We start from the raw sequence: 25,441 nt of genomic DNA, 5'->3' as shown, positions 1-25,441 counted from the left end.
ATTAGGATTATTTCGTTATGAAAATATTTGGAGCGGAATTTACTTCACTTTTCAATATCTCACGACTTGGTATTCAAGGGTAGGGGAATAAACCCCATTTCCTTCCATTCCGCGAAAGGCTCCATTATAGGAAAAGAGGTTCATTTCAAAATCTTGAACCCAATCCTGAAAAAGAATTGCGTTCGCCTGATCCTGCTGACTTCAAGGTTGCGTTTCTCCAGGAAACTTTTTAACCAACTTTAAACCGGTAGTTCAACATCCTGCACAGCACCCGTTTCCTTTTCGTTTAAGAACTAAAATTTAGCCGGAGCCGCTTTGCATAACCAGGCTCCCCTGTCGCACTTTTTATAAAAGCTCTTCCTTGCTAAATTTTAAATAGGGTAGGGTCGAAAAGGAAACGCGATGGCGCTATGGGAAGTAAGTGGAACTGCATTTGTGATTGCCTTTTGCGTTGGCCTGATACTAAAATACCCGGTAGTTGATGCGTTCTGCGCTGATACGTTCAGTTAGAAAAACGCTCCGGATATAATAAGTAAATGGCTTTGCTTCTCATTTAATTTACGGGCATTTGCAATCAAAATTAATGAGAATTTTTTTATCTAAATTGGAGTAGAAAAAGTAACATTTTAGTGAGCGAAGCGAAGGAAAATGATTAGCAAGAGGGTAACACGCTGCGCGATGTTACGGGATACATTTTCAGACTCAAGTTGTTGATAATCATATTGTTACGATTTATCGTAGTTGATTGATCTTCAGAGTTTTGCGACAAAAGCGCTGCGAGTCCTTAGTTTCAGTGAAGATTTTGCGACAAATAAATCTAATCTGTTGGCGTTTCAAGGCTGATGTCTTCTTTCAGAAAACCGATGAGTTCCGAATTCTGATGATTATTTCCAGATGATATAAAATGCTGAAGTGAACTCGATGATTCCCGTTTTGTGGATTGGGAAGGAAAGGATTTCTATGTGTAATTTATTAATTACTGGAGTCAGCTATATGTTCTTTTATTTAATTTTGAGCAACAGCGTTCAAAATGCTCAGTTTTAAAAAAAAATTGCTTGTTATGAAAGCCCATTCACATTTCGTGGACCTCATAAATATACATGAGAAATCAATAGATTTAATACTATATCGAGCTAACTAATTTACATTCTGCGAGACTATTAAGTCTTAGTCAAATTCGATAGCGTTAATCACCAATTAGAATTAAAACATATATAGATTCATTATTATTTGAAATGTGCCGAACTAATGTCTTCACAATAATTAGAGCTAATTGCTCGATTATTATTTAAGCATCTTTATTCTTTTCACACTAATAGGTAATGTTTTTTCAACTATTATGGGTTTGATTCGATAAGTTCTATTGCTTTACGTGCAAAACGTTCTCCCATAACAATATATCCGGTTCTAGACATATGGATGTCATTTTGTATAATTTCACCTTTTCTATTTACACCTTCATTTAAATCATCGGTATTTATCCAGCCAAATCGTGGATGGGATTCAGCTACTTTCACCTGTATTTCACGTATCATAGACCAATCTGGCCATCCTTTTTTGGTTAAGCCGCAGTCGCTCAACCTTCCTATAATGAAATTAACATCATTCCTGTTTAGGTCATTAGACAATTGTTGATAAAGACCTAATAGGCTTTTTTCATATACATTACCCAAGGACTCATGTGCATCCCGTTCACCTTGCATCCATACAAAAGTAACTGTAGAGAAATCCTCCCTGTTTATACTTTGACTGACTCTTATCATTAAAGAATCATATAGAATAGGGTCTGCTTTTGGTTCTTTGCCTTCTAAGGGTTTCCAGTCTCTATACCATTTCCTAATGGGCTGCGTACCCTTCGCAAATTTTACAACCGTAATACTCTTCTTTCCAAACCTCTTGCTTAAGATAGGAATAAATGATTCATTGGGTTGTAATAGCTCCATATTTGATTGTCCTGATAAAATGAAAAGATGTTTTTCACGATCTTTCTCTTGAAATGAGGCGAAGAAAATAATTAAGCCCAGTAAAACTAAAAAGTTTCTATATCTCATGATCTAATTTTTTTCGAAGTCCGATTCGTTTATCCATCCAGAATTTACCTGCTCACCCTTCATATATTTTTCGTAAAAATTTACATTTCTATCAGGAATGTAGTTGTCAAAAACAGCACCGTGGCCAAATATTCGTGGGTCATTTTGCTTTCTTAATTCCTTTTCTAAAAGGAATTTTAAAGAATCTTGAATAACTTTAAATTCTTCGATGCCTGCTAAATTCGTCATACAGGATTCATCGACACTAATTTGAAAGAGTTCTTCCTTTGGATGTTTTCCAAAATTATAGTCCCAATATTCTGAATTTTTTCCGCTCCTATTCCATTCCAAAATTTGGGTTTTAGTAGGGCTGCCATCAGTATTGGTATAACCTGTTTCCGGATTTCCTGCAGGCCAACGATCTTCTTCATAATTAATTAAATACATAAAGCCATCTTTCACGATGCCCCTAACGGGATATCCAACATCATTGGGTCGACCTACATCGTGACGTTCCTGTCCTAATAAAACGTAATCTTGTTTAGGTGAAGCATATTCATTTATCTGATTGTTAAAATAGGGTCTTAAACTATTACCCTGAATAGTCTGCATACCCAAATCTTGGTAAGTAAAACCGGCCAAATCAACAAAAGTGGCTGCAATATCTATGAAGCTAACATAATCATCAATTACTCTTCCCGGATCTTTTATTCCATTTTTCCACATAATGGCCATTGGTAAATGATTGGAGTGTTCGTAACTCAGGCCTTTGACCCTTGGGAAGGGCATTCCATTGTCTGATGTAACGACAATTATTGTATTGTCCAACTCACCCTTTTCTTCTAAGACTTTAAGAATCTCTCCCAATTGCTGGTCAAAATATTCGAGTTCAAAAGCATAGTCAAGCAAGTCGTTCTTGACGATTTCTGTTTGTGGCCAGTACGGAAAAACAGAATCAAGAATTTCTATTTTTTTCTCACCCACACTTATTCCTGTTCCATATTCATACGCTCTGTGAGGCTCGTGCCCGCCGTACCAAAAGCAAAAGGGAGCATCTTTATCTTTTAAATCAAGAAACGATTGAAAATTTGCAGCATAGTCGACTTTAGAGATACCACTTGTAGGCACCTCCTTTTTCACCTTATTATAAGCTTTTACAATTAATTCTCTTGCACTCCCATCTTTATTTAAGGCAGTTCCCGGTGCCCAACCTTTCCCGGTATAACCCGTATGATATCCATTTTCTGAAAGCGCCTCAGGGTAGGTCTTAAATTTTGTGGGAAAATAAGCAAGATGATTGGCAGCCTCCTCCAGTTGCCAGGTATTGCGTCCAGTTAAAATTATGGCTCTGGAGGGTCCACATTTTGCATTTGGGGTGTACGCGTTATTAAATAGCAATCCTTCTTTTGCAATTCTATCAAAAGCAGGTGTGCTAATCCACTTGGTTCCATATGCACTCATATGTTTCCAAGTGGCATCATCAGCAAGGCAAAAAAGAATGTTAGGTGGTTTGCTAGTTTCCTTCTGTTGCAATTCACAGGAAGTCAATGTCTGAAATAAAAAAAATAAGATGAGTTGAGGAATTAGCTGTTTCATAGGTGGTAATGAGATTTATTGAACGCCAGAATAGGATTCCACACCCATCTGTTTCTCCCAAAGTTTTAATTCTTTTAAAAGTTCATTTACCTTTTTTGGATGTTTTTTTGACAATTCATTCGATTCTTTAATATCATTTGCAATATTGAACAATTCTATCTTTCCATTGCGGTATGCCAATAATTTCCAGTCGTTGTCACGCACGGAAACATACAAATCTTCATAAGCGCGGTAACCATAAATGGGTCCCCTTTGAAGAGAATTCCCGTTTTTAATAGTTGACATTAAAGAAATGCCATCTAGATTCTCATATTTACTCACATCACCTCCAGCAATTTCGATCAATGTTGGAAAAATATCGGTTGATTGCACTATAGAAGGGTTTTTAGTTTTGGGTGTTGTAACGCCTGGCCAATAGAAAAAAAACGGTACCCGTGAGCCTCCTTCAAATAGAGTTTCTGCCATTTTACCACCTCTTAACGGACTATTTTCAAAATACCCTCCCTGATCGGATAAAAACAGAATTATGGTTTCTTTTTCTATTCCTTTTTCTTTGACTGCCTGTAAGACCTTACCCACAGATTCATCTGTGGCCTTTACCATTGCGGCATAGTTTGCGTAGCTATCTTCTAAACCTCGTTCTTTATACTCATTTATTAAATCTTTACGGCCCTGGTGAGGAGTATGTACCGAGTAATAAGAAAATGTAAGCATAAAGGGCTGATTCTTTTTATAGTTTTCGATAAATGCTATAGCTTCATTTGTAAGTTTGTTGGTTAAATAAGTGTTATTGTCATCTGTAAATAAATCTTTCCGCTTGAAATAGGGTGGATAATAGGATTTTGGATGGCCATCATTTGAGACACCTATTTGTTGGTCAAAACCCTGTTGTGTTGGATGGTATTTTTCATGTCCTAAATGCCACTTACCAATAAATAAATTGTAATAACCCAATTGAGACAGGGCCTCAGCATATGTGGTTTTTTCTAGTGGCAACCAATTCCTTGATGGAAATTGAGCCGGGTCTCTATCTAAATAATTAAATTCGATGTCGGTACGATCAAACTTATCGAATCCATTTTTTTTGCCGCCAGGAATATGTCGAACCATTTGCAAACGTGCCGGATGTTGACCTGTTAACAAGGTGGCCCTACTTGGGCTACACGTAGGGCTGGCTATATAGGCCTGCGTAAATTCAATACCAGATTCTGCTAATTTATTGATATTAGGTGTGTCGAATATTTCATTGCGAAATCCTAAGTCGGCCCATCCTAAATCATCTACAAAAAACAAGATAATGTTTGGCTTTTTGACATGTTGATTTTGAATTTTAGAGCCTGCAAATCCATACGAGTAGCATATAATAAACGTGAGTATCTTTAATATAGAGCAGGAAGGTTTACTGGTTGATCTTAACATAGCGCAGAAGTATTTTGTTTAAGCCAATTAGGGATTTTCAAAGACTAAATTGGTATTATTTTTTTCCATCAGAATTTCATCTACTTCTGACGGATATTCGGAGTTTCTAATGAATTGATTGGATTTAACAACGGTGTTGATCGTACATTCTACTGCTAATGCTCTTTTATTGTAGGAAAAGGTGTTGTTGGTAATTGTAATATTCTCAATACCTTGCCAACTCACAGTTTCTACTCCGCTCCATTTTTCTTTGCTATCCGGATTTTTCAATTTGCCAATGCTCATTTTAATGGTGGCAGCATTATCCTGTTGTGAATATGCTAGATCATAACCACAATTTTTAAAAAGATTTTTATTGATGAGGATGTCATGCGCTACGAAACCCTCTCCCCAATCCACGCCGTTCTCTATGGTGATTGCAGATTGACTTAAGTTTGCAAAAACATTGCGTTCTATTACCCCATAGGCATTTTGGAGTAGGATGCCATATCTCCTGGCATTTCTAAAGGTATTGTTCCGAATTACAAAAGACTCATTGGCCTGGGTGTCCAAATAAATAAAGTCGTTCTTTTTAGTTTCTCCTGTATTTAGTGTTTCTTCAAGCGGCTTATCGAGCGTTATCGCTACTTCATTATCCCCGAGATACTTATTGTCAATAACCTTAAATTGTCCAATTAATTTTCCCTCTCGTGGATTGAAGACCTTAATAAGTTCACCTTTAGCAATCTGAAACTTTACAATAAGTTCAGTTGAGGACCTCTGTTCTAAAATATACCTTTTAGTTGCTTTCATATTGATTGCGTCATCACTATAACCTTCAAAAAGACTATTTTCTATCCAGGGACCGAATTTCCCACCGTTGACGTGTACACAATCAGCATTTGCACTGTGTATTCTTCCGGGTTTTAACTTAACCTGAGCCCCAATTATATTCCATTCCTCCATGTCGAAGGCATTGTAGCTGCCAGCAGGACTTGAATAATTGGTATTATTTAAATAGGTAATATTTTTACTGTTGCCAGTTTTAAAAATGCTCATACCATTTGTTCTTGCCATGTGTACATATAAGTCTCCAACCTCAATCGAACTTAATAGGTTAAGAGAATTTATTTTTATTTTGAAATGTCCTGGCGAAACTTCTTCAAAATCTTTTGATGCAAATAGATTTGGAGCACCATCTTTTAATTTTCCGGGAATATTAGGATCCATAAGCATACCCCAAACACGTGAAGCCTGTTGAAACATATCTTCTTTTAAACTTGGAAAACCTGCATTGATCTTAAGTTTAAAAAATTTATTTTCTTTATCTACTTCGGTAATTTTTCCTTGAGTAAAAGGTAAAGGGTCATAGTCAATAAAGAAGTTCTTAATGATAATATTTTCACTTTTGAATAAAGAGAAAAATCCTTTCAAAGGATCGTGTACAATGATTTCCGCCCCGTTACCATCAACGATAATGTTTTTAGTATTGGCTAAATCAAGGATATGCGTTCTTTTTGGAGCATTGGGGTTGCTGTGCAAATCATATATTCCTTTCTCAAATAGGAGCCTAACGCCAGGACCTGACTGCGAAATTTTTTTACAGAAATTAAGTGCCTTCATAATGGCTGGTGTATCATTTTTACCATCATTTGGAACTGCCCCAAAGTCTATTAAATTTACATCTAATCCTGTTGGTATATCTGTCAAAGGCAGGTCTCTCGCCGTTCTAAAATGATCCGGTAGAGAGAATTGATACTGCGCGTTGACATAAGGTGCGGTTAAAAGCATCAATAAAAAATAGGCGCAAAATCGGTTCATAATTAGTTTTATTATTTGTTGAATCTTGTTTTAATTATTAGAAAAGGAATTGGCTATTTAATCAGGATTAGGGTTTGTTACTGTTTTTGTTTTTTATAGAATCAAAACCCTCATTGTCTTTTGTAAGGAGTGTTTGAAGGCTGTGCTCGTCAGCTTTTATTGCAACTTTACAATCACCTTCATAAAAGTTGTCTTTTATCTTGGTGTTTTGGCAATTAATTAGTTCAATAAGAGGTGCTTCCGGATATAATTCTTCAATGCCGCCAGTTTTTAAAATAGTGTTGTTTTTTATGACTAAGCCATCGACTCTGTCTGCACTTACAATTCTATTATCAAAGGTGTGGATGGTATTGTTTATGAACCGTATATTTTTATCGTAAACTGTAGTGGTATCGAAGGCATTAGAAAGCCTTGGCGTTATATTTAAAACAGCATGTTCCATGCCACTGTAAGCGCAATATTCAAAAATATTATTCTGAATAAGTACATCTTCTACAGCACCAGATTCATACCAGAAAAATGTTTCTCCTCTGAAAAATATCGAAGACATCATAGAAGAAAAATAGTTGTCTTCAATTACAGTTGCTAGGGGTGTCTTAAGAACCACATTCCTTGCCCTGTGGTTTTTAATGATACATCCTCTCATCGTAAAGGTTGGATTCCAGGTCTTATTTTCCAGAATATCACCAGGTTGAAGATCGATAGGAACATCTGAAACAAAATGTACTTCTAAATACTCGTCATTTACAGTTTTAACGAGGCTAACTACAGCAGTCTCTCTTCGTTCGGGAGACGGCTGTTTTATAAACCAAACCTCGTCCCCAGGAATGACAAAATCAAAGCCTCTTTGCTCAAAGTGGCCCAATTTTACCCTTAAAGTTTTCTGGTCAATTACTTCATCTAATTCAACATAAGTGCCGTGAACATTTGTTCCATCGTCCAGCATATTTTCAAACCTGCAGCTTTCTATTAAAATAGCTCCTTTGCAATTGGCAAAATGGGTAGCGTCAGCAGTTGTAGATATGACACGATTAGTTCCTTCTCTAAGGTAAATCCCAGAATTTCCCAATTTGATATTTTCAGATCGTTCAAAAAGAAAACCCATTCCTAAGGCGTGGTGTATTACAATATTGTCAAGCTCAATATTGTTACACTTTTTAAAATCGAAAGCTGGAGCATAGCGATCGTGTTCGCGATCACCCTTTGAACTTAGTAAGGATCCAATAGGAGGGTAATAGTTAAGTTTCTCATGAAACCTTAAAATACCTCCAGGCAATTTTTCTACTTTTTCTGGTTTACTATTTATATCCCAGGTTCCGTGAACAGGTCGTTTTTCTATAGGATCAAAGGCAAGCGTACTCCCAGGGTATTCGTAGCTAAAATCATCGATATTAGGAAACTCTAAAAAACCATTTTTAACTTTCCACGAAAATCCTTCGTGAAATGGTTTAATGTCTCGCCATCCTTCTTTTTCATTTACGGCAACTACTTCTCCAAGAAATGTGAATGGGATGTCCCAATCAAGAGTTAGGTTACTTACTTTTATGTTTTTAGAATTTTCAAACAGAAAGGGCATAAGCTGACCGTGAAAAACGAACTCAGCTCCATTACCTTCAATGATAACAGAACGAAACTTACTGAAATCAAAAATAATTCGCTTATAGCCATTACCGTGATTAGTAATATCCATGTATTTTCCACGGGCGTAATCGGGCTTGAATCTATAAACTCCTTTTTCAAAAATAAGATGAATATCTTCGGTTTGAACTTCTTCAAGAGTCTTAGCGATTATAGCTGTCATATCACCTTTTTTAGGGCTAATAACGATTGGATTGGTTGTTTTTCCAATTGCCGAAACGGTTGAAAAAATGAGGAGATATAAAAAGAATGTTGTTTTTTTCATAGTGTTAAGTAAACTTCCGTTTAAGAAAGCTAGAGATCTTTTTTTATTATAAATAAAGCGTCTAATGCGGGGATATTTATAGGAATATCGGCATTGGTCTTTAGCGTTTCAATTTTATTCGGTATTTCCAGGCCCTGGTATTTAAATTGATCGGAAAAAATTTGATTACTGTTCAAGTTTATAGGCTGTAACGATGGATTTGCTATTACCAGTCCGTTTTGAAACTCCCGTGTTATCAGACAAGATGAATTGAAAATCTGAAGATTTTTGATAACAAACTCTCCTTGTTCCTCAACCTCAAAAATCAGCTGTAAGTTGGTGTTCCCCACATTCCTGAAATAATACATTAGAGGAGTGTACCCTTTTACACCCATAAATCCAGAAAGATCATTATAAAGGAGATGTGAATTCATGGGTTCTTCGGGATATTTTGGTAGTCCTTCCAATCTAATATTGATCTTTCTAGGCACCAGGCTTTCGGCATCAACATCAAGCAATCCATCAACTGCTTTGGCTTCCAATAAAATAAGTAAGTCTCCGGAGTAAGCTTTTATTTCTGGTCCTTTAAGAACCATATCTTTGCGATGATTTAGGTCTGTTCCTTTCAAAAAGAGTTGACCATTATCAGTTTTGTAAGTTGTTTTTTCTAAATCAAAGCGTTTAATGATTGCATTGCTCATGGTCACGCCACTATCTTCCAAAAGGTCAATTTTATTATCAAGCACATATCTCATAGGACCAGTTGGTTGCCCCAGCCAATTAGGTTGATTTAGAATTCCTCCTACTGTTTCAGGTATTTTAAGATTTGCAGACGGGGAGTAAGTTACCCCTAGACAACTGCTTATTCCTAAACCAAGTCTTCTCAATTGGTCAGCCATCAAAATATCGTTAGGATTTCTAAGTTTAGAGGTGATGTAGCTAAATTTGTAAGCAGCGGAATTGTGAATATTCCAATACATATGCTGGTTTATGGTTCTTGAAATTTGTCGAAATCCATCATTCCACCTACAAAGTCCTTCTGACTCCATCCCGTTCAAAATTCCAACAGCCCTTTGCATTCCATCATTCCATCCATCGGCTGTAATTATAAATTCCGGACCAAAGGTTTTACGAATATTTTCTAGAAAATGTAGGTCTCCTTCTTGCCATATGTTTTTACCGTTTATGAGGCCATTATCTATAATGCCATCATTATTACAATCCCAGGTTTTATGTTTGACTTTAAAATAATTGACATCAAAACCAATTCCATCAATATTTTCTAGTTGACCGCCTTTTCCAAACCATTCTTTCATTTCACATAAAAAAACATCTGCAGCTGTTTGACCATTGTGATCTAATGGACAAGCGGAGGATAAATTATAGTAAAACATCAGATTGCCTCCCCAAATATCTCCAGCAACTGGAGCGATATAGGTGTTTGACTTGCTGAAGCTTCTTGCTTTTGTTCCGTGTTGCCCTCTTTTAATTACAATTGCATTAGTTTGATAATCAACAGCTTCTAGGGTTGCAAATTCATAGTCGTCCCAAATACGATTGCCCTCCTGATCAATTTTTACCAACAGAATATCGTGTGGTCTAAAGGCGATAGTTGTATTATGACCGTGAACCTGATACGCCTTGAGTGAGAAGGGAGATGCATCGTCCAATAAAATTGTTTTTTGATTCTTTTGTATGTCTTCTTTTAATTCACTTCCTTTTTCATAGACCCAATGACCGGGGAAATATTTATTGAAAGTCGCTTTATCATTTACTGATCTGGCCTCACCATTTAAATGAACCAGCATCAATTTTTCGGGATGATCCTGAACATAATTACTGGCCCATTGAGCTGCAATTGGAGGCATATTTGTCTCTTCTTGCAGATATTTTTTAGTGATTCCATTAGTTTGGATATGGCCTTTTTCCCATTGTTCATAGTTTGAAGTAAGAAGCCATTTGTCATTTCTAAAAGAAAGCGTTTTAGGAAATCCCAATTCAAAAACCTCCTTGTCTTCAAGCGATTTATCGGACACAGCTTGCTGAGCCCTTAAGCTTGTTGATTCAAGCAAAATGGATATCAATGTGATTAAAAAAATAAGGTGTTTCAACTTTCTGTTTAATAAATTATTTGAATCAAGTGTTGCAAAATGGGGATTATTCAAAGCTGTCAGGCCATATTAGTACCCAGGATTCTGTACAAGATTTGGGTTCAAATCGATTTGTTGTAATGGTATTGGAAACCATACTTTTTCTGATATCCAATTTTGCTGCAGTAGCACTACGTCATCATTATAGAACCCATTATCTGTATCGAGTGAGTTTATGGTTTCATCAAATATGTTAAATCGCGCTAGATCAAATCTTCTCCATATTTCAAAGCAGAGCTCTCTTGAACGCTCTTCCTGTAGTTCTTTAATAAAGTCTGGATTGAAATAGGCTGTGTCAAGATCATCAACCAGAGCTGGTTCAACCACTGATCGCTGCCTCAGTTCTGATAAAATTGCTCTTGCTCCAGGCTCGTCTCCGGTATAAAAAAGGGCTTCTGCTCTTAAAAGAAGTATATCTGCATAACGCAACAGTGGAAATGAAATTCCTGAAGCCCAGGGAGCATAGGTTTTTTGATCCGGGTCTTTCATTCGGTACTTACCAATACTCATAAAGCCATTATTTTTTCCGGGTAATATACGGGGTTGATAATATCTTATTCCATCAATTTCTACAACATCAAGTATGTTAGGATTGCCTCCAAGATTGCCAGAAACATTATGACTAAAGCGGAAATCATTTGAGCTGTAAAGATCATAAAGCTCTCCCGTTGGACGAGTCCACCCTGAGCCACCTCCCACAGTTTGTGGGTTTCCCTGAGGAATAAAATTATTTACCACAATATTAATCACCTGTTGTGATGCATCTGACGACGCTTCGGCTGCAAACAATACTTCCTCTGCTTGAGCTGATTTGGTTGATTCTCTAAATAAGCGATCGTAATTTGGAGTTAATATATATCCGCTATTGGCAACTATATCATTAGATATCGTTACCGCATTGCCATAACTGGTATTGGCATCAACCCACTCAAAAGAATTTGGTGAATAACCAAAATCACTGAGCCCATTGGTTTTCATACTGGCTAAGTACGTATGAACTTTTACCAATAAACCCGCTGCCGTCCATTTATTAACGCTTGCTGCCAAAGGTCCCCTGTCCTGAAGATTTTGGTAGGCAAATTCATAATCTTCAAGTATTTGGGTATACACTTCTTGAACAGGCTGTCTCCCTTTTGTAGGATCTTCATCTGTTCTGGTATAAATGGGTATAGCTCCGTGCATCATAGACAATATCGTGTGGAAAAAGCCTCTTAATAATTTAGCTTCTGCCTCAATTTCAACTTTTCTTGTACCGATAAAATCATCATCCGGAATGTTGGGTAAATTTTCAATAAGACTATTTGCTCTACTAATACCGGCATATAGGAAAAACCAGGTAAAGTTGATCTCGTTATCCTGGCTGGTGAAAGCCGCAGTGCCAAACTGGCCTCCTCTATTATTTGCAAATCTCAGCGGTACAACACCTTCGCCAGTACCACCAACTAACATTTCATAAAGGTCTCTTCTAAAGGAATCAGCATTACCTTCTCCCTGAATACTACCTGCGGTAAGGGTATTGTAGACACCCACTAATGCAATTTCTGCATCTTGAGCAGATTGATAAAAATTTTCAGGAGATGTGAATGAATATGGTGTTGGCTCTAAAGTATCTTCACAAGAATAGATTGTAAGAATCAGAATTAAAAAGGCTAGATTTTTTATAAATATTTTCATGATTGTTGTTTAAAAAGTTGCGTTTATACTTAAGGTAAAATTTTTCGCTCTGGGATAAGCAATTCTGTCAAGTCCTGAAAGTAGAGGATTATTGAAATTGATTTCTGGATCCCAGCCCGAGTAATTAGTCCACGTAGCTAAATTGTTTCCAATAAGATTAAGTCTTAAGGAATTAAAACCTAATCGTTTAGTAAGATCTTTGGGAATTCGGTAACCTAGCGAAACGGTTCTGAGTCTAAGATAAGATCCATCCTCAACATAATATGAGCTTGCAATTTGTTGATCAATGGCTCCATAGGCAGGAGCAGTATTGCTTGGATTGTCAGGAGTCCAGTGATTTTCGAAATAATCGGGCGAAATGTTCATCCACGGCAGCACTCCATTTAGTCTAACCTTGGTAGCATTATAAATCTCATTGCCGTAGGACCATTGGAAAAACACTGATAAATCAAAATTCTTATAGGTGAAGGTGTTGTTGATACCTCCAAAATGAAGTGGGTTGCTATTTCCAATAACTTTCCTGTCTTCATCGTTTACAAAGCCATCTCCATTTACATCTTTATATTTCATTCTGCCTGGCAAAGCGGTTCCAGAATAAACAGGCAGTTCTTCTTTTAAAACAAAATTCCTATCATCAAAAGGTATGTTTGGGTCGCTGTCATTTTGCCAAGTAAAATCATCGATCTGATAAATTCCCTCAAAATCATATCCATACATAGTCCCGATTGGTTCTCCGACAATTACACGGCCAACGTTGCTTTGCCAGCCACCAAAAGTGCTAATTGGTATAAATTCGGCTCCTCCAAGATCCTTAACTTCATTTTTATTAAAAGAGATATTAAAATCTGTTTTCCATTTGAAATTATTCTTGTTTATGTTGAAAGTAGTTACTTGTAATTCAAAACCGGTGTTATCTATTCTACCTATATTTTGCCACTGAGAATTAAATCCGCTTTGTGATGGAATGGGTGCGTTTAACAATAAGTCTGTAGTAATTTTCTGATAAAAATCAGCGCCTAAACTTATCCTCCCCTTAAAAAGTCCAACATCCAAACCAACATTTGATTGCTTAGTGGTTTCCCACTTCAAATTTGGATTGGGAAGTGAAGAAGGGGCTAGGCCAAAAATAAGATTATCATTACTGGCATAAAACGCGGGGTCTAATTGTGCAAGATATGTGTAGGGTGGGATTCTTTCATTACCAGTGGCACCGTAGCTCAGTCTTAATTTTAAATTAGAAATAGTTCTACTGTCTTTCAAAAAAGATTCTTCAGATATTTTCCAAGCCAGAGCTGCAGAAGGGAAGTAACCCCATCGATTGTTTTTTCCAAACTTATCAGATCCATCAGCTCTCATAGACGCGGTTAAAAGATATCTTTCAAATAGGGTGTAATTTACCCTGCCAAGAAATGAAAGTCGATTTGTATTCCAACGTTGTGTGCTGTATTCACTTACTGAAGTTCCTACACTAATATTATTAACTCCAGTAGTTTGGTTCTCAAAGCCAATAACTTCGTTTAAAAAATCTTCATAGTTATAGTGGAAAATTTCAAGGGCACCTAAAGCGTCAAATTGATGGTTTTGACTAAAGTTCTTTTTGAAGTTTAACTGCGAGGAGTGGTTGACGGAGTAAGTACCAACTTCTCGAACTATTGCACGACCATTTTGTAATCTACCCCATCCAGTGTTCGAATTATAAAACTCCTTCACTTTAGAATGACTAATATTAGCCCCGGTAAAGGCTGTGTAGGTTAAATTATCGGTAATCTTATAGTCAATATTAAGATTGCCCAAAAATCGTAATATACTGGTTTGCTTATCTGATTCCTCAATTAATGCTATTGGGCTTATGAAGGCATCATCAGCAAAGTCGATGTCATCTGTTCTTATATTCCAGGGATTACCCAATACTAGCTGTTGAGTTACCCCGGTAAAACTATCTGGACCACCACTATTTGCAATTCCACTTAATACGGAATAAGAGCCATTAGTAGAAAATGTAAGACTCAGTCTATCATTAACATCCCCTTTCAATCGCAATCTTAAGTTGTATTGATCGTAATCATTGTTAATGACAAGCCCTTCCTGATTAAGGTATCCTAATCCCGCAGAAAAATTGGTTGTTTTATTCCCGCCTCTCATATTCAATTGATGTTGATGGCTAATGGCGGTTCTCAAACCTTCCTCTTGCCAATCAAAAGAAGGTAATTCATCAAAATTTCTTGGAGTTTCAAAAACCCCATCATTATCTGTGTCTTCATTTAAAAACTGTCCATTTCCTCTTTCCTGCTGGTATATTAGATAATCTTGAGCAGATAGAACGGGCAATTTTTTAATAATGTTAGAAACTCCTAAGTTATATGTGTAGTCCGCAACTAAGCGACCATCTGTTCCTCCCGATTTTGTTGTAATTATTACTACACCATTTGCACCTCTTGATCCATATATAGCCGTCGCAGATGCATCTTTAAGTATGTCGACCGATTCTATATCAGCAGGGTTAATACCGGTAAGAGGATTTATTCTAGCCTGAGAAGAACCCGTGGTTGCTACCTCATTATAATTAACGTCAATTTGTACTCCATCAATAACAAATAGTGGAGATGAGGTGCCATTCAAGGAAGTTTGACCTCGAATAGTAATATTACTTCCTCCACCAGGTTGGCCAGAATCAGAAGATATTTGAACGCCAGACATTCTCCCTTGCATTGCAGAGAAGACATCGGTGGTCTGGGATTCGACCAGGGTTTCGGAATCCATACCCGACACAGAACCGGTCAAATCACTTTTTTTCTGTGTTCCATAGCCAATAACGACCACTTCGTTTAATTTGGAAATATCAACTTCTAAATTAATTTGAAGATTTGATCCAGCTGCTAACTCTAACGTTTGATATCCAGAATATGAAATTTCTAGGGTTACATCCTGATCGGGGACTGTTAATTGAAATGCTCCGTCAAAATCAGTAACAGTTCCAATGTTGGTACCCTTCACCATAACAGTTGCTCCGAGTAGGGGCTCGCCTGTTTCGGAATCCTTGACAGTTCCGCTTGCTTGAAATTGCGCTATGGCACTATAGACCATTAGCAAGTAAAGAATTGTAGAGAATAGTAATTTTTTGATTTTCATGAGTATAATTTATATAGGTCAATTACTTAATTGTATTTTGATTCTTATAGACGGTTAGATCTTTTTGCTCACCAGTTAATGATATGTAGGTGTTGTCTTTTAAGTCTACGTTTTTACAGTGTATGATGGTCAGGTTTGGTTCATCAGGAAAAATAGGCTTGTAATAATCAGATTGGATAATTTTGTTTGACTTAAAAATCAATCCATCAATAGAAATTGCCTTTAATATGGGAGAATCAAAACTGTAAAATTCATTGTTTTTGATGATGATGTTCCGGTGATAAAACTGGTTTGGAATAAATTCAGATTGTTCTATTTCGGGATCAATAAGTATAACAGCCTGCTTGTTACCTCCATAAAGGTTATTAATGAACGTGTTTTTCTCTATAATTAACCCATCAATTGGTCCGGATTCATTCCATAATTTGAGGTCACCAGATATACGCATTCCTGCCATTTGAGAAGCAATCCTATTATTACGTACCTCAACTCTACCTGAGCTTGAAATAAGAAAGCCTCTAGCTCGGTTGTTTCTAACAATATTATTTTCAATTAGTGCTGAAGCGTGCCAGGTAGTATTATCGACCCCATCATACACGTTTACTTTATCGGAAATAGGCTCTTCAAAAGTTAAGTATGCAATTTTTTCATTTACACGTTCAACCTTAGTTAATAATATGGCCTCAGTTTTTGGTTGTAAACTATGTTGGTCAGTTATTCTTACCAGATCCCCTTTTTCGGCAAATAAATAACCGTTTTGGTGAGGGTGAAAGGTTTCTACTGCAAGGGTTCGCTCATCAATAATTTTGTTTACACGTACGTAAGTACCGTGAATATTGGTAGCATCGTCAAGCATATTCTCAAAGATGCAGTTCTTGATAGTGATAGTTCCTTTTGTATTGCAAAAATGAGTGGCATCAGCGGTAGTAGTTATCATTCGCCCCGAACCTTCTCTTAAAACTACATTAAATCCATCTAGGGTTATGTCTTGAGATCTTTCAGCAATCAACCCCATTGCTCCGGCATGATGTACATTAACATCTTTAAAGATTAATTCTTTTGATTTAAAAACCCTAAAGGCTGGGGATGTTCTGTTTTGCAAATACTCTCCTTTTGAGACCATCACAGATCCTAGTGGCGGTAGTGTATTAATATTGGTTGATATTCTGACTAAGCCTTTATCTAATTCAACAGCATTAATACCTTTCTCTGGCATATTGTATAGTCTTGTATTATACAATGGCGCCATAGTTTTAGGATCCCAAAATATATTTTGTCCAACCTCTAAATTGTAATGTTCCATAGTGGCAAATCTTTTACCATATGTTTTTTCATAGGGTGAGTCTTCACGCTCAAGGGATAAATAAAGATGCCCGTATTGTACTAAGTAGGGTGAGTCAACTTTAATATCAAAAGTATGTGAAGTAGAATCTCTGGCGACAACCAAACCTTCTAAGGCAAACGGAACTTCCCAGTCTATGCTTAAATTTGAAATTTTGAGGGTAGAACTTTCTTCAATGATAAAGGGTATCATTTTACCGTGAAAAATAAAATCAGAACCATTGGCATCAATCTCAAAGTCGTTGAAATTAATTAAAGGGAAGGCGGTTCTTTTTAAACCATTATCGTTGTTGGTTATTTCGCAATATCTTTCAGGAGCGAATGTTGGATAAAAGTGATAAGTTCCTTGTGGAAAAACAATTTTGGTATAGCCTTCTTCTTGGCATTTTTCTAATGCTTTTACAACTATAGGTGTCACGTCTTTTTCATCTTGAATACCAAATTCTTCAAGATTCAAAGTCTTTTGCCCAAAAGTGCTCGTACAGCTAAAAACTACTGCAATAAGAACATAAAGATCCAAATGGGATAGGAGTATTTTAATTCTAAAAGAAGAAAAAATCTTAATCATTTAAATAGTATTTTGCGAATTCATCAATGAATGCGTATTATATTTTCAAATCTATTAAAATTGTAATCCAGAACTATTTTGGTATGTAACATTAATCTACCCATATGTAACATCCTTGATATTTATAGATTTTGGAAACTTGCAGACTATTTTTAATTGATAAATTTGAGTAGCAGCCTTAAGGATTTTATTCAAAGTAAATGTCAAAGAAACTTTTAAGCGTACTTGTATTCTGCATTATTGCAGTCGGCGTTTTTGGACAAAGAATGCATTTCAAGGCATTAACGGTTCAAGATGGATTATCCCAACACGACGTTAGCGCCATATTGCAAGATTCTGAAGGATTTGTGTGGATTGGTACTTACGATGGATTAAATCGTTTTGATGGTTTTGAAGTCAATAGCTTTTTTCACGAAAACAACAATAGTTCAAGTTTATCTAGCAATCGTATTAGCTGTCTATTCGAAGATAATAAAAAGCGCATATGGGCTGGTACCGATGGCTATGGCTTAAATTATTACTCTCTTGAAGATGGTAAGATTAACAGGGTTGCAGTTCCAGAAAATTTTGGGATTATCAATGATATTGTTCAGGATCGCAAGGGGAACATTTTTGTAGCAACGAGTCAAGGACTACTTAAATTAATTGAACAGAACAATAGATTTTCTGTTGAGATTATGCAGACCGCCCTGACCAGTTTCAATATTAGAGATATTGAGATATTAAACGATGAGAGTTTTCTATATGCGACTGACAACGGAATTTGGCAAAGTAGAGGACAAGCTTACAAATTGATCAAAGGATCAGAAGATGCCAGTTTTAATACTCTTATTCAAAGTAAGGATTATGGTGTTTGGATAGGAAGCCCCCTAGGACTTTACCAATTGGTTGATGGAAAGCTGATATCAAAATTTGAGATTTTGAATAGCAATATTTTGACCCTATCTAAAGGGACATCTAATGATCTGTGGTTATCTACATTTAAAGAAGGGCTATATAGTTTAAATCTTGAGACGTTGCAAATAACTACTGTAGAGGCATCAGATGAGAATTTGCAAAATTCTCTAGTAAACAATCCTTTACTATATGTATATGTAGATGCCTCTAGCACACTTTGGGTTTCAAATAAAAAGGGTCTGGTATATACAAATCTCGAAAACAAAAAATTTAGAAGCTTACCCATCTCAGAAAAAGGTCATGTCAGGACTTTATTCGCAACGAATAAATCTGTTTACTACGGTATTCAAGCCGATAGATTTTATATCTACACTTTCAAAAATGAATTGACAGAGCCAGTTCTTTTACCTGAAGGAGCAAAACCTTTTAAGGTAGACACCTTAAAAGGAATAGTACATTTGGCAACTACAAAAGGTCTCTTTAAACAGAACAGTCCCGATGAAAAAAAGTTTATCCGGTCTTCAATCTTTAGAGATGCCAAAAAGGATAATGAACTGCTTATTACAAGCTTTTGTGAGGATATGTTCGGGAATGAATACTACGGATCTTTTAATGGTTTGATTTTAAAAACAAAAGATTATGTCGGATTTATTCAAGATAGATTTGAAAATCTGGGAAGCCTGAGAAATCTGAGGATCGTTACATTAAAAGTAGATCATTTTAATTCTTGCATATGGGTAGGTACCATCTCTAATGGATTGTTTAAATTAAATCTCGATTTTAGTGGAAACGTCTTGTCTATGGAAACCTATAAGGAGCAGATAGCTGGTGCTTATAATATTCCAAACAACTCCATTTGGTGCTTTTACCAGAGTGAAAACGGATCACTATATATTGGCACTGACACAGGCCTATTACTGAAAAAACAGAATCAGAACAAGATAGAGACTGTTGTTATTGAAGATTTTCCAGATAAAAAAATAATGGGCATCATTAGTGATAATTTTTCCAATTTATGGCTGAATAATTCTCAGGGCATTATTAAATACTCGCCACAAAGCAATCAAGCAAAATTATACAATTATGATGATGGATTATTGACCAACACCTTTACTGAAGCAATCTCAAAAAACAGAAGGGGAGAACTATTCTTTGGAAATATTGCTGGCATAAATTATTTTCAGTCAGGAGAAATGAAGGACAATAGTCACCCTTCAAAAATATTGTTTACAGAACTTGAGGTGAATAATACATCTGTAAGTGTAGATGAAGAAATAGGAGGAACGAAGATACTTAAGAAAAGGCTTAACAATACAAATGATTTAACATTTAATCATAAGCAAAATGATTTTACAATTAAGTTTTCAAGTTCTAATTATGCCAATATACGGGCAACTAAATACAGATATAAACTTGAGGATTATGATGATGATTGGATAAAGGTAGGTAGTAGTGATAGATATGCCAGTTATTCTAACCTTCCAAGCGGTAATTTTAGCTTTGTGGTTGAGGCAACTAATCCAAATGGAGAGTGGTCAGGTTTGGAGAGAACTATAGAGATAAATATTCGACCGGCTCCCTGGCTAAGTTGGTGGGCTTATTTACTTTACGTTGTTTTGGTATTGGTAATAATTTTCACCCTGATTTATTTTTGGTTTAATAAAGAACGATTAAGAACCCAGATCAAACTTTCTAATTTTAAAAATGAGCAAGAGAAGGAGATTAATGAAATGAAGCTTGTATTTTTCACCGACATAGCTCACGAATTTAAGACCCCACTTTCCTTAATCGTTGGGCCTATTGACGATCTGCATAGGGGCAATATAACGAACAAGCATAGAGAGTTTTGCCATAATATTTTGTTGAGAAACACCAATAGAATGATGAATTTGGTAGACCAACTTCTGGATTTCCGAAAAATTAATTCGGGATTAAGCATTCTCAGGATTTCTAGAAATGACATCTGTATTCTAGTTAAGGAAATTAAGGAATCCTTTTCTTGGCAGGCCAAAAACACCAATGTCACCTTTTCTTTAATCGCACCGGAAAGCTATTATTGTCATTTTGACGGAGATATTTTGGAAAAAGTCATTTACAATTTGCTGTCAAACGCATTTAAATATACCCCATATGGCGGGACGGTTGAGATAGAAGTAAAACCCACATGGAAAGAGGATATGGAGTATTTAATCATCCTTGTAAAAGACAGTGGTAAAGGCATTTCTGCAGAAGATAAAAGAAGAATTTTTGATAGACATTTTCACGGAAAGGACCGATCTTCTTCTGGTATTGGGCTTCATTTGTCATCCACTTTGATTAAAGCTCATAAAGGAGAAATAAATGTGCTCAGCAGTTCATTGGGAGGTACTGAGTTTATGATAACGCTACCAGTATCATCAAAAGCTTTCATTGAAGAGGAATATGCAACAGAAGATGAAATTGTATCTGTAATTATCAACAAAACAGCACCCGGAAAAGCTCACGATTTTGAAGAAGACTTAGCTGATAATAATAAAGAGAAAATCCTTATTGTTGAAGATGATTATGATTTAAGAAAATACCTGAAAAACATTTTAATAAACGATTATTCAATTATTGAAGCTTCTAATGGCCTTGAGGGTTTAGATCTCTGTTTAGAAGACCAGCCAGACTTAATAATTACCGATGTAATGATGCCTGAAATGGATGGTATTGAAATGTGCCGTGCAATTAAAAGCAATATTCTTATTTCACATATTCCTGTCTTAATGCTGACTGCGAAGGCTGGAGAGGAGTTCAAAAATCAAGGCCTCAATGTTGGGGCCTGGGACTATATTGACAAACCTTTTAACAGCTACCAGTTCCTCCAAAAAATCAAGAATATTTCTGAAACCCGAAATGATTTCAGAAAACAAATAATAAATGGATCAACTGAAAAAACGGAAAGCCATTACATTTCTTACGATCAAAAATTTGTACAAAATGCAAGTGCGATAATTTCTGATAAAATTTCCGATTCAGATTTTTCAGTCGAAGACTTGTGCCAGGAGCTTGGATTGAGCCGAATGCATTTGCATCGAAAAATCAAGTCATTAACCGGTTTGAGTACGACGGCTTTCATCAACACTATAAGAATAAAAAAAGCCATAAATCTTTTTGAAAACGGTTGCGACAGGGTACAGGAAGCAATGGACGCTGTAGGAATTTCAAGTTACGCACATTTCAATTTGTTGTTTAAAAAAGAAAAAGATATCACTCCTGGGAAATATATCGAAATGCTAAGAAGGCGCAATAAATCAAGAATAGAAAAATAGAAAAACAAATTTGAAAAAATGAAAAGTTATAATTTACTCCTGCTGCTGATCTTTATAATTTCGTGTAAAAAATCAAAAACTGAAAGCGAACAACAGGTTAGAAGTGACAACTCGAAACCCAATATTGTGATTATTTATCTCGATGATTTAGGTTACGGAGACGTCAGCGCATATGGTGCTACAGAATTGGAAACACCAAATATTGATGCTCTTGCTGGAGAAGGAATAAAATTCACCAATGGTTATGCCTCTTCTGCAACTTGTACCCCCAGCAGATATGCGTTGCTTACCGGGATTTACCCATGGCGCAACGAAAAAGCTAAAATTCTACCCGGAACGGCACCGCTCCTCATAGATACAATGCAATTAACATTGCCCAAATTATTGAAAAATAAAGGCTATAACACTGCAATAATTGGAAAGTGGCATTTAGGTTTAGGCGAGGGAATGATCAATTGGAATGGCCATATTTCCCCGGGACCTAATGAAGTTGGTTTTGAGGAATCATATATTTTAGCTGCAACTCAAGATCGAGTGCCAACAGTATATATCCAAAATGGGAATGTAGTTGGTTTAGACTCAGAAGACCCAATAGAAGTAGATTATCTAAACAACATTGACGATGAGCCTACAGCATTAAGTCACCCTGAGCTCGTAGAAATGAAATGGCACCATGGTCACAACAATAGTATCGTTAATGGTATACCTCGAATTGGATATATGAAAGGTGGGGAATCAGCCAAATGGAGTGATGAGGATATGGCAGACCATTTTTTAAAGAAGGCTCAAGATTATGTAGCCTCACATAAAGACAATCCTTTCTTCTTATACTATGCAATGCAACAGCCCCACGTCCCAAGAACACCGCATCCAAGATTTAAGGGTAAGTCTGGCTTAGGACCCCGAGGTGATGTTATTTTAGAGGCAGATTGGTGTGTTGGGGAATTTATGAAAACCTTGCAAAAAGAGGGTCTTTTGGAAAATACATTAATCATTTTTTCAAGCGACAATGGCCCTGTATTGAATGATGGCTATTATGATGATGCTGTTGAAAAGGTAGGTCGTCACGATCCGATGGGAGGACTCAGGGGAGGAAAATATAGTATTTTTGAGGCTGGTACGAGAGTACCATTTATAACCTACTGGAAAGGAAAAATTGAGCCCTCGGTTTCGGACGCTCTAGTATGCCAAATGGACATCCTTTCTTCTGTTGCCGAACTTTTAGGGATAAAGGTCGAAAGCAAAGAAATGGACAGTACAAATTTATTAAACACCTTATTGGGTAAGTCTAGACAAGGTCGCGACCACTTAATCCTTGAAGCGACGGGCAAAACGGCTCTAAGAAGTGGCGACTGGGTTTATATACCTGCTTATGCAGGGAGAAATTTCAGGGAAGAAGTGGGAATAGAAGTTGGCAATTTATCAGAAGAACAACTATATAATCTTTCTGAAGATCAAGGTCAACAAAATAATCTAGCAAAGACAAATCCTGAAAAACTTGAGGAGTTGAAGTCCATTTTTCTAAAACTACGAGGGGAGGATTATAAAAATGATGTGAAAGAAGTTGTTTTTAAATAGAAAGCTATTTAACCCGTCTTAAAATGGCTATACCAATTAATTGCACTAAACTTCAAATACTATTAATTACAAACTGATATTATCTATAAACTCGTGTCGAGGCTCAAGTGTAGTCAGCCCATTTTGCATTAAAACATCTCAAACTTTATTAAAAACGGCTAAACGTTTGTAGTCGGAATTTTAAAGCGTTTTAAAAAAAGATTTTAAGGCGCAAAGTATACTTGCCTCAATTTTGTGATTTAAAGCCTAAAAATGGCCTTGAAAATGATTCAGAACCTAACCTGAATTTCTTTTTGTTAAAGCCAAATTGCTTAATATATATTTAACCTATTTGGCTTTTTAGTGTTTGTGTTTTAAATGTTTATATGTTAATAAAAGGTACCATTTTTGGGACAACTACCGTATTAGAACTTGTCCAAAATTGATTACGCTGTGTCCCATCAGAAGTCTACATCAGGTCCATTTATGGGACCAGTACTGGGACGCAAAATGCATCAAATTTTAGGAGGCTATTTTCATTTATTTTGAGGGTATTTGAATGAGGGGTTCCTGTTGTTGTAAAGCCTCCATATCTGCTCCAATCTTAGAATCGATTACCTGTGCATAAATCTGTGTAGTCTTTAGAGAGGAATGGCCTAACATCTTACTTACCGTTTCCATAGGTACGCCCCGAGATAAGGTTACGGTGGTGGCAAAGGTATGCCGGGCCAGGTGGGTAGTAAGGCTTTTGGTGATTCCACATAAATCAGCTATTTCTTTGAGGTAGGCATTAGACTTCTGATTGCTTAAAACCGGCAGCAGTTTGTTATCCTGAGTTCTGCATGCGTGGGTTTCGTATTTTTTCAATATTCCGGCAGCGGTGGGCAGGAGGGGAATGCTACTAAGAGTTTTGGTTTTTTGACGTCTGGTTTTGATCCAGGTTTCGCCATTGAGACCCGGTACTAAATCGTTTTTAGTGAGTTTGTTTACATCAGCATATGCCAGACCGGTAAAGCAACAAAACAAAAAGATGTCGCGTACCTGCTCCAGACGTCCGATAGAAAATTCTTTTTGGGACAGGGCATTGAGTTCGTTCCGGGTTAAAAATTCCCGTTCCTTGGTTTTCCAATTGGACTTCCAGTGAAAGAACGGATCTTTCTCAATGTACTGATGGGCCAAAGCCATGCGCATGATCTTCTTAAAGTTTACGATGTATTTGGTGGCCGTATTGTGTGCGCAGTTTTTCTCTGATTTCAGATAATGCTCAAAACCGGAAATAAATTCATAGTCTATTTCGCCAAGGGGAATATCGGTTCTCTTTTTGGTAAACTGCAGGTAATGCTTCAGATGGGTGCGAGCGGCATTATAGCGCTGCAGGGTGCCGCTGGAATAGCCTTTGCCAATAAGACTCTCCATTTTATCGTTGTGTTCCTTAAAAAGCTCTAGGAGCATTTTGTGTTCCTGGTCTTTGCCCTGATAGATATCCCGAATGATTTGCGCAGAAACCGGTTTGTCTTCCCGAAGTAACCTGTCGTAGATCTCGTAGATTTTGGTTCGTAAATCGTCGAGGTGTCGGTTAACCATTCGGGCCTCTGCACTCGAACCCGCCATTTTTCCAAGTTTAGAATCCCACTTATTTGTGGCCTTATGTTGGGTTGAAAACTCGCTACGCTTTGAATCTACTGTGATGCGCGCGTAAATGGTTGCGGGTTTGGTCGTTTTTGAAGCGGTGCTTTTTTGATAGAAAAGAATTGAAATAGAATGTGCCATCAGAATTGCCTTTAAATTTGAGGGATTTAAAGTACAAAAGTCTGTTTTAAAAAGTGTTAAAGGAATCGTGTAACGCCTTTAATTTTAACACTTTAAAAGCTTGCGCGGTGAGTGTTTTTTCGATTCAAAAACACTCACCGAATCAGACACCTTTTATTTGCAATTAAAGGCCATTATTTGACATCAACTAAAACAAAAAAGCCTGTAAATCATATGATTTACAGGCTTTTAGAGGAATTTGGAATAACTCCTAGCGGTCTGGACGGGACTCGAACCCGCGACCCCATGCGTGACAGGCATGTATTCTAACCAACTGAACTACCAGACCAATATTT

The 25,441-nt window shown here is 36.7% G+C and carries 12 protein-coding genes and 1 tRNA gene; 2 read left to right on the top strand and 11 right to left on the bottom strand.

Annotated elements, in window-relative coordinates:
- Nucleotides 1–1,337: 1,337 nt before the first annotated feature.
- From LLW17_RS04670 to LLW17_RS04630, 9 genes are all read right to left on the bottom strand, one after another.
- On the bottom strand, nucleotides 1,338–2,051 hold the full coding sequence (locus tag LLW17_RS04670; protein ID WP_228229101.1) for a sialate O-acetylesterase: 714 nt from the start codon (nucleotides 2,049–2,051) through the stop codon (nucleotides 1,338–1,340).
- A 3-nt stretch (nucleotides 2,052–2,054) separates the two neighbouring features.
- Nucleotides 2,055–3,626 (bottom strand): sulfatase family protein, encoded by a 1,572-nt coding sequence (locus tag LLW17_RS04665; protein WP_228229100.1) that lies wholly within the window; start codon nucleotides 3,624–3,626, stop codon nucleotides 2,055–2,057.
- A 15-nt stretch (nucleotides 3,627–3,641) separates the two neighbouring features.
- On the bottom strand, nucleotides 3,642–5,045 hold the full coding sequence (locus LLW17_RS04660; protein WP_228229099.1) for a sulfatase: 1,404 nt from the start codon (nucleotides 5,043–5,045) through the stop codon (nucleotides 3,642–3,644).
- A 27-nt stretch (nucleotides 5,046–5,072) separates the two neighbouring features.
- On the bottom strand, nucleotides 5,073–6,845 hold the full coding sequence (locus tag LLW17_RS04655) for a right-handed parallel beta-helix repeat-containing protein (protein ID WP_228229098.1): 1,773 nt from the start codon (nucleotides 6,843–6,845) through the stop codon (nucleotides 5,073–5,075).
- A gap of 67 nt (nucleotides 6,846–6,912) precedes the next feature.
- Nucleotides 6,913–8,748, bottom strand: coding sequence for a right-handed parallel beta-helix repeat-containing protein (locus tag LLW17_RS04650; RefSeq protein ID WP_228229097.1), 1,836 nt, complete (start codon nucleotides 8,746–8,748; stop codon nucleotides 6,913–6,915).
- 29 nt (nucleotides 8,749–8,777) lie between these two features.
- Complete coding sequence (locus LLW17_RS04645) at nucleotides 8,778–10,838, bottom strand: hypothetical protein (protein ID WP_228229096.1); 2,061 nt, start codon at nucleotides 10,836–10,838, stop codon at nucleotides 8,778–8,780.
- 69 nt (nucleotides 10,839–10,907) lie between these two features.
- The gene (locus LLW17_RS04640; protein ID WP_228229095.1) at nucleotides 10,908–12,551 is read right to left on the bottom strand and encodes a RagB/SusD family nutrient uptake outer membrane protein; all 1,644 of its coding nucleotides are present in this window, start codon (nucleotides 12,549–12,551) and stop codon (nucleotides 10,908–10,910) included.
- A gap of 9 nt (nucleotides 12,552–12,560) precedes the next feature.
- The gene (locus LLW17_RS04635; RefSeq protein ID WP_228229094.1) at nucleotides 12,561–15,680 is read right to left on the bottom strand and encodes a SusC/RagA family TonB-linked outer membrane protein; all 3,120 of its coding nucleotides are present in this window, start codon (nucleotides 15,678–15,680) and stop codon (nucleotides 12,561–12,563) included.
- Between the two features lie 22 nt (nucleotides 15,681–15,702).
- Nucleotides 15,703–17,589: a right-handed parallel beta-helix repeat-containing protein gene (locus LLW17_RS04630; RefSeq protein ID WP_228229093.1), complete on the bottom strand. Its 1,887-nt coding sequence runs from the start codon at nucleotides 17,587–17,589 to the stop codon at nucleotides 15,703–15,705.
- A 200-nt stretch (nucleotides 17,590–17,789) separates the two neighbouring features.
- Here LLW17_RS04630 and LLW17_RS04625 point away from each other — a divergent pair, with 200 nt between their 5' ends.
- Together LLW17_RS04625 and LLW17_RS04620 are read left to right on the top strand one after the other, a co-directional pair.
- A complete protein-coding gene (locus tag LLW17_RS04625) occupies nucleotides 17,790–21,779 on the top strand; it encodes a hybrid sensor histidine kinase/response regulator transcription factor (protein ID WP_228229092.1) in 3,990 nt (1,329 codons plus the stop codon).
- 18 nt (nucleotides 21,780–21,797) lie between these two features.
- A complete protein-coding gene (locus tag LLW17_RS04620; RefSeq protein WP_228229091.1) occupies nucleotides 21,798–23,357 on the top strand; it encodes a sulfatase family protein in 1,560 nt (519 codons plus the stop codon).
- A gap of 519 nt (nucleotides 23,358–23,876) precedes the next feature.
- Here the strand turns inward: LLW17_RS04620 and LLW17_RS04615 are convergent.
- Both LLW17_RS04615 and LLW17_RS04610 read right to left on the bottom strand, forming a co-directional pair.
- On the bottom strand, nucleotides 23,877–25,106 hold the full coding sequence (locus LLW17_RS04615) for a site-specific integrase (RefSeq protein ID WP_228229090.1): 1,230 nt from the start codon (nucleotides 25,104–25,106) through the stop codon (nucleotides 23,877–23,879).
- A gap of 254 nt (nucleotides 25,107–25,360) precedes the next feature.
- Nucleotides 25,361–25,434: transfer RNA gene (locus LLW17_RS04610), tRNA-Asp, on the bottom strand.
- Nucleotides 25,435–25,441: the final 7 nt, after the last annotated feature.

It is taken from the genome of Leeuwenhoekiella parthenopeia (genome assembly GCF_020782115.1).
GTDB lineage: Bacteria > Bacteroidota > Bacteroidia > Flavobacteriales > Flavobacteriaceae > Leeuwenhoekiella > Leeuwenhoekiella parthenopeia.
This window is presented reverse-complemented; position numbering and strand designations above follow the sequence as displayed.

Coding starts and splice junctions, on each gene's coding strand:
- LLW17_RS04670 (WP_228229101.1), bottom strand. CDS start 2,051: ATGAGATATAGAAACTTTTTAGTTTTACTGGGCTTAATTATTTTCTTC.
- LLW17_RS04665 (WP_228229100.1), bottom strand. CDS start 3,626: ATGAAACAGCTAATTCCTCAACTCATCTTATTTTTTTTATTTCAGACA.
- LLW17_RS04660 (WP_228229099.1), bottom strand. CDS start 5,045: ATGTTAAGATCAACCAGTAAACCTTCCTGCTCTATATTAAAGATACTC.
- LLW17_RS04655 (WP_228229098.1), bottom strand. CDS start 6,845: ATGAACCGATTTTGCGCCTATTTTTTATTGATGCTTTTAACCGCACCT.
- LLW17_RS04650 (WP_228229097.1), bottom strand. CDS start 8,748: ATGAAAAAAACAACATTCTTTTTATATCTCCTCATTTTTTCAACCGTT.
- LLW17_RS04640 (WP_228229095.1), bottom strand. CDS start 12,551: ATGAAAATATTTATAAAAAATCTAGCCTTTTTAATTCTGATTCTTACA.
- LLW17_RS04635 (WP_228229094.1), bottom strand. CDS start 15,680: ATGAAAATCAAAAAATTACTATTCTCTACAATTCTTTACTTGCTAATG.
- LLW17_RS04630 (WP_228229093.1), bottom strand. CDS start 17,589: ATGATTAAGATTTTTTCTTCTTTTAGAATTAAAATACTCCTATCCCAT.
- LLW17_RS04625 (WP_228229092.1), top strand. CDS start 17,790: ATGTCAAAGAAACTTTTAAGCGTACTTGTATTCTGCATTATTGCAGTC.
- LLW17_RS04620 (WP_228229091.1), top strand. CDS start 21,798: ATGAAAAGTTATAATTTACTCCTGCTGCTGATCTTTATAATTTCGTGT.
- LLW17_RS04615 (WP_228229090.1), bottom strand. CDS start 25,106: ATGGCACATTCTATTTCAATTCTTTTCTATCAAAAAAGCACCGCTTCA.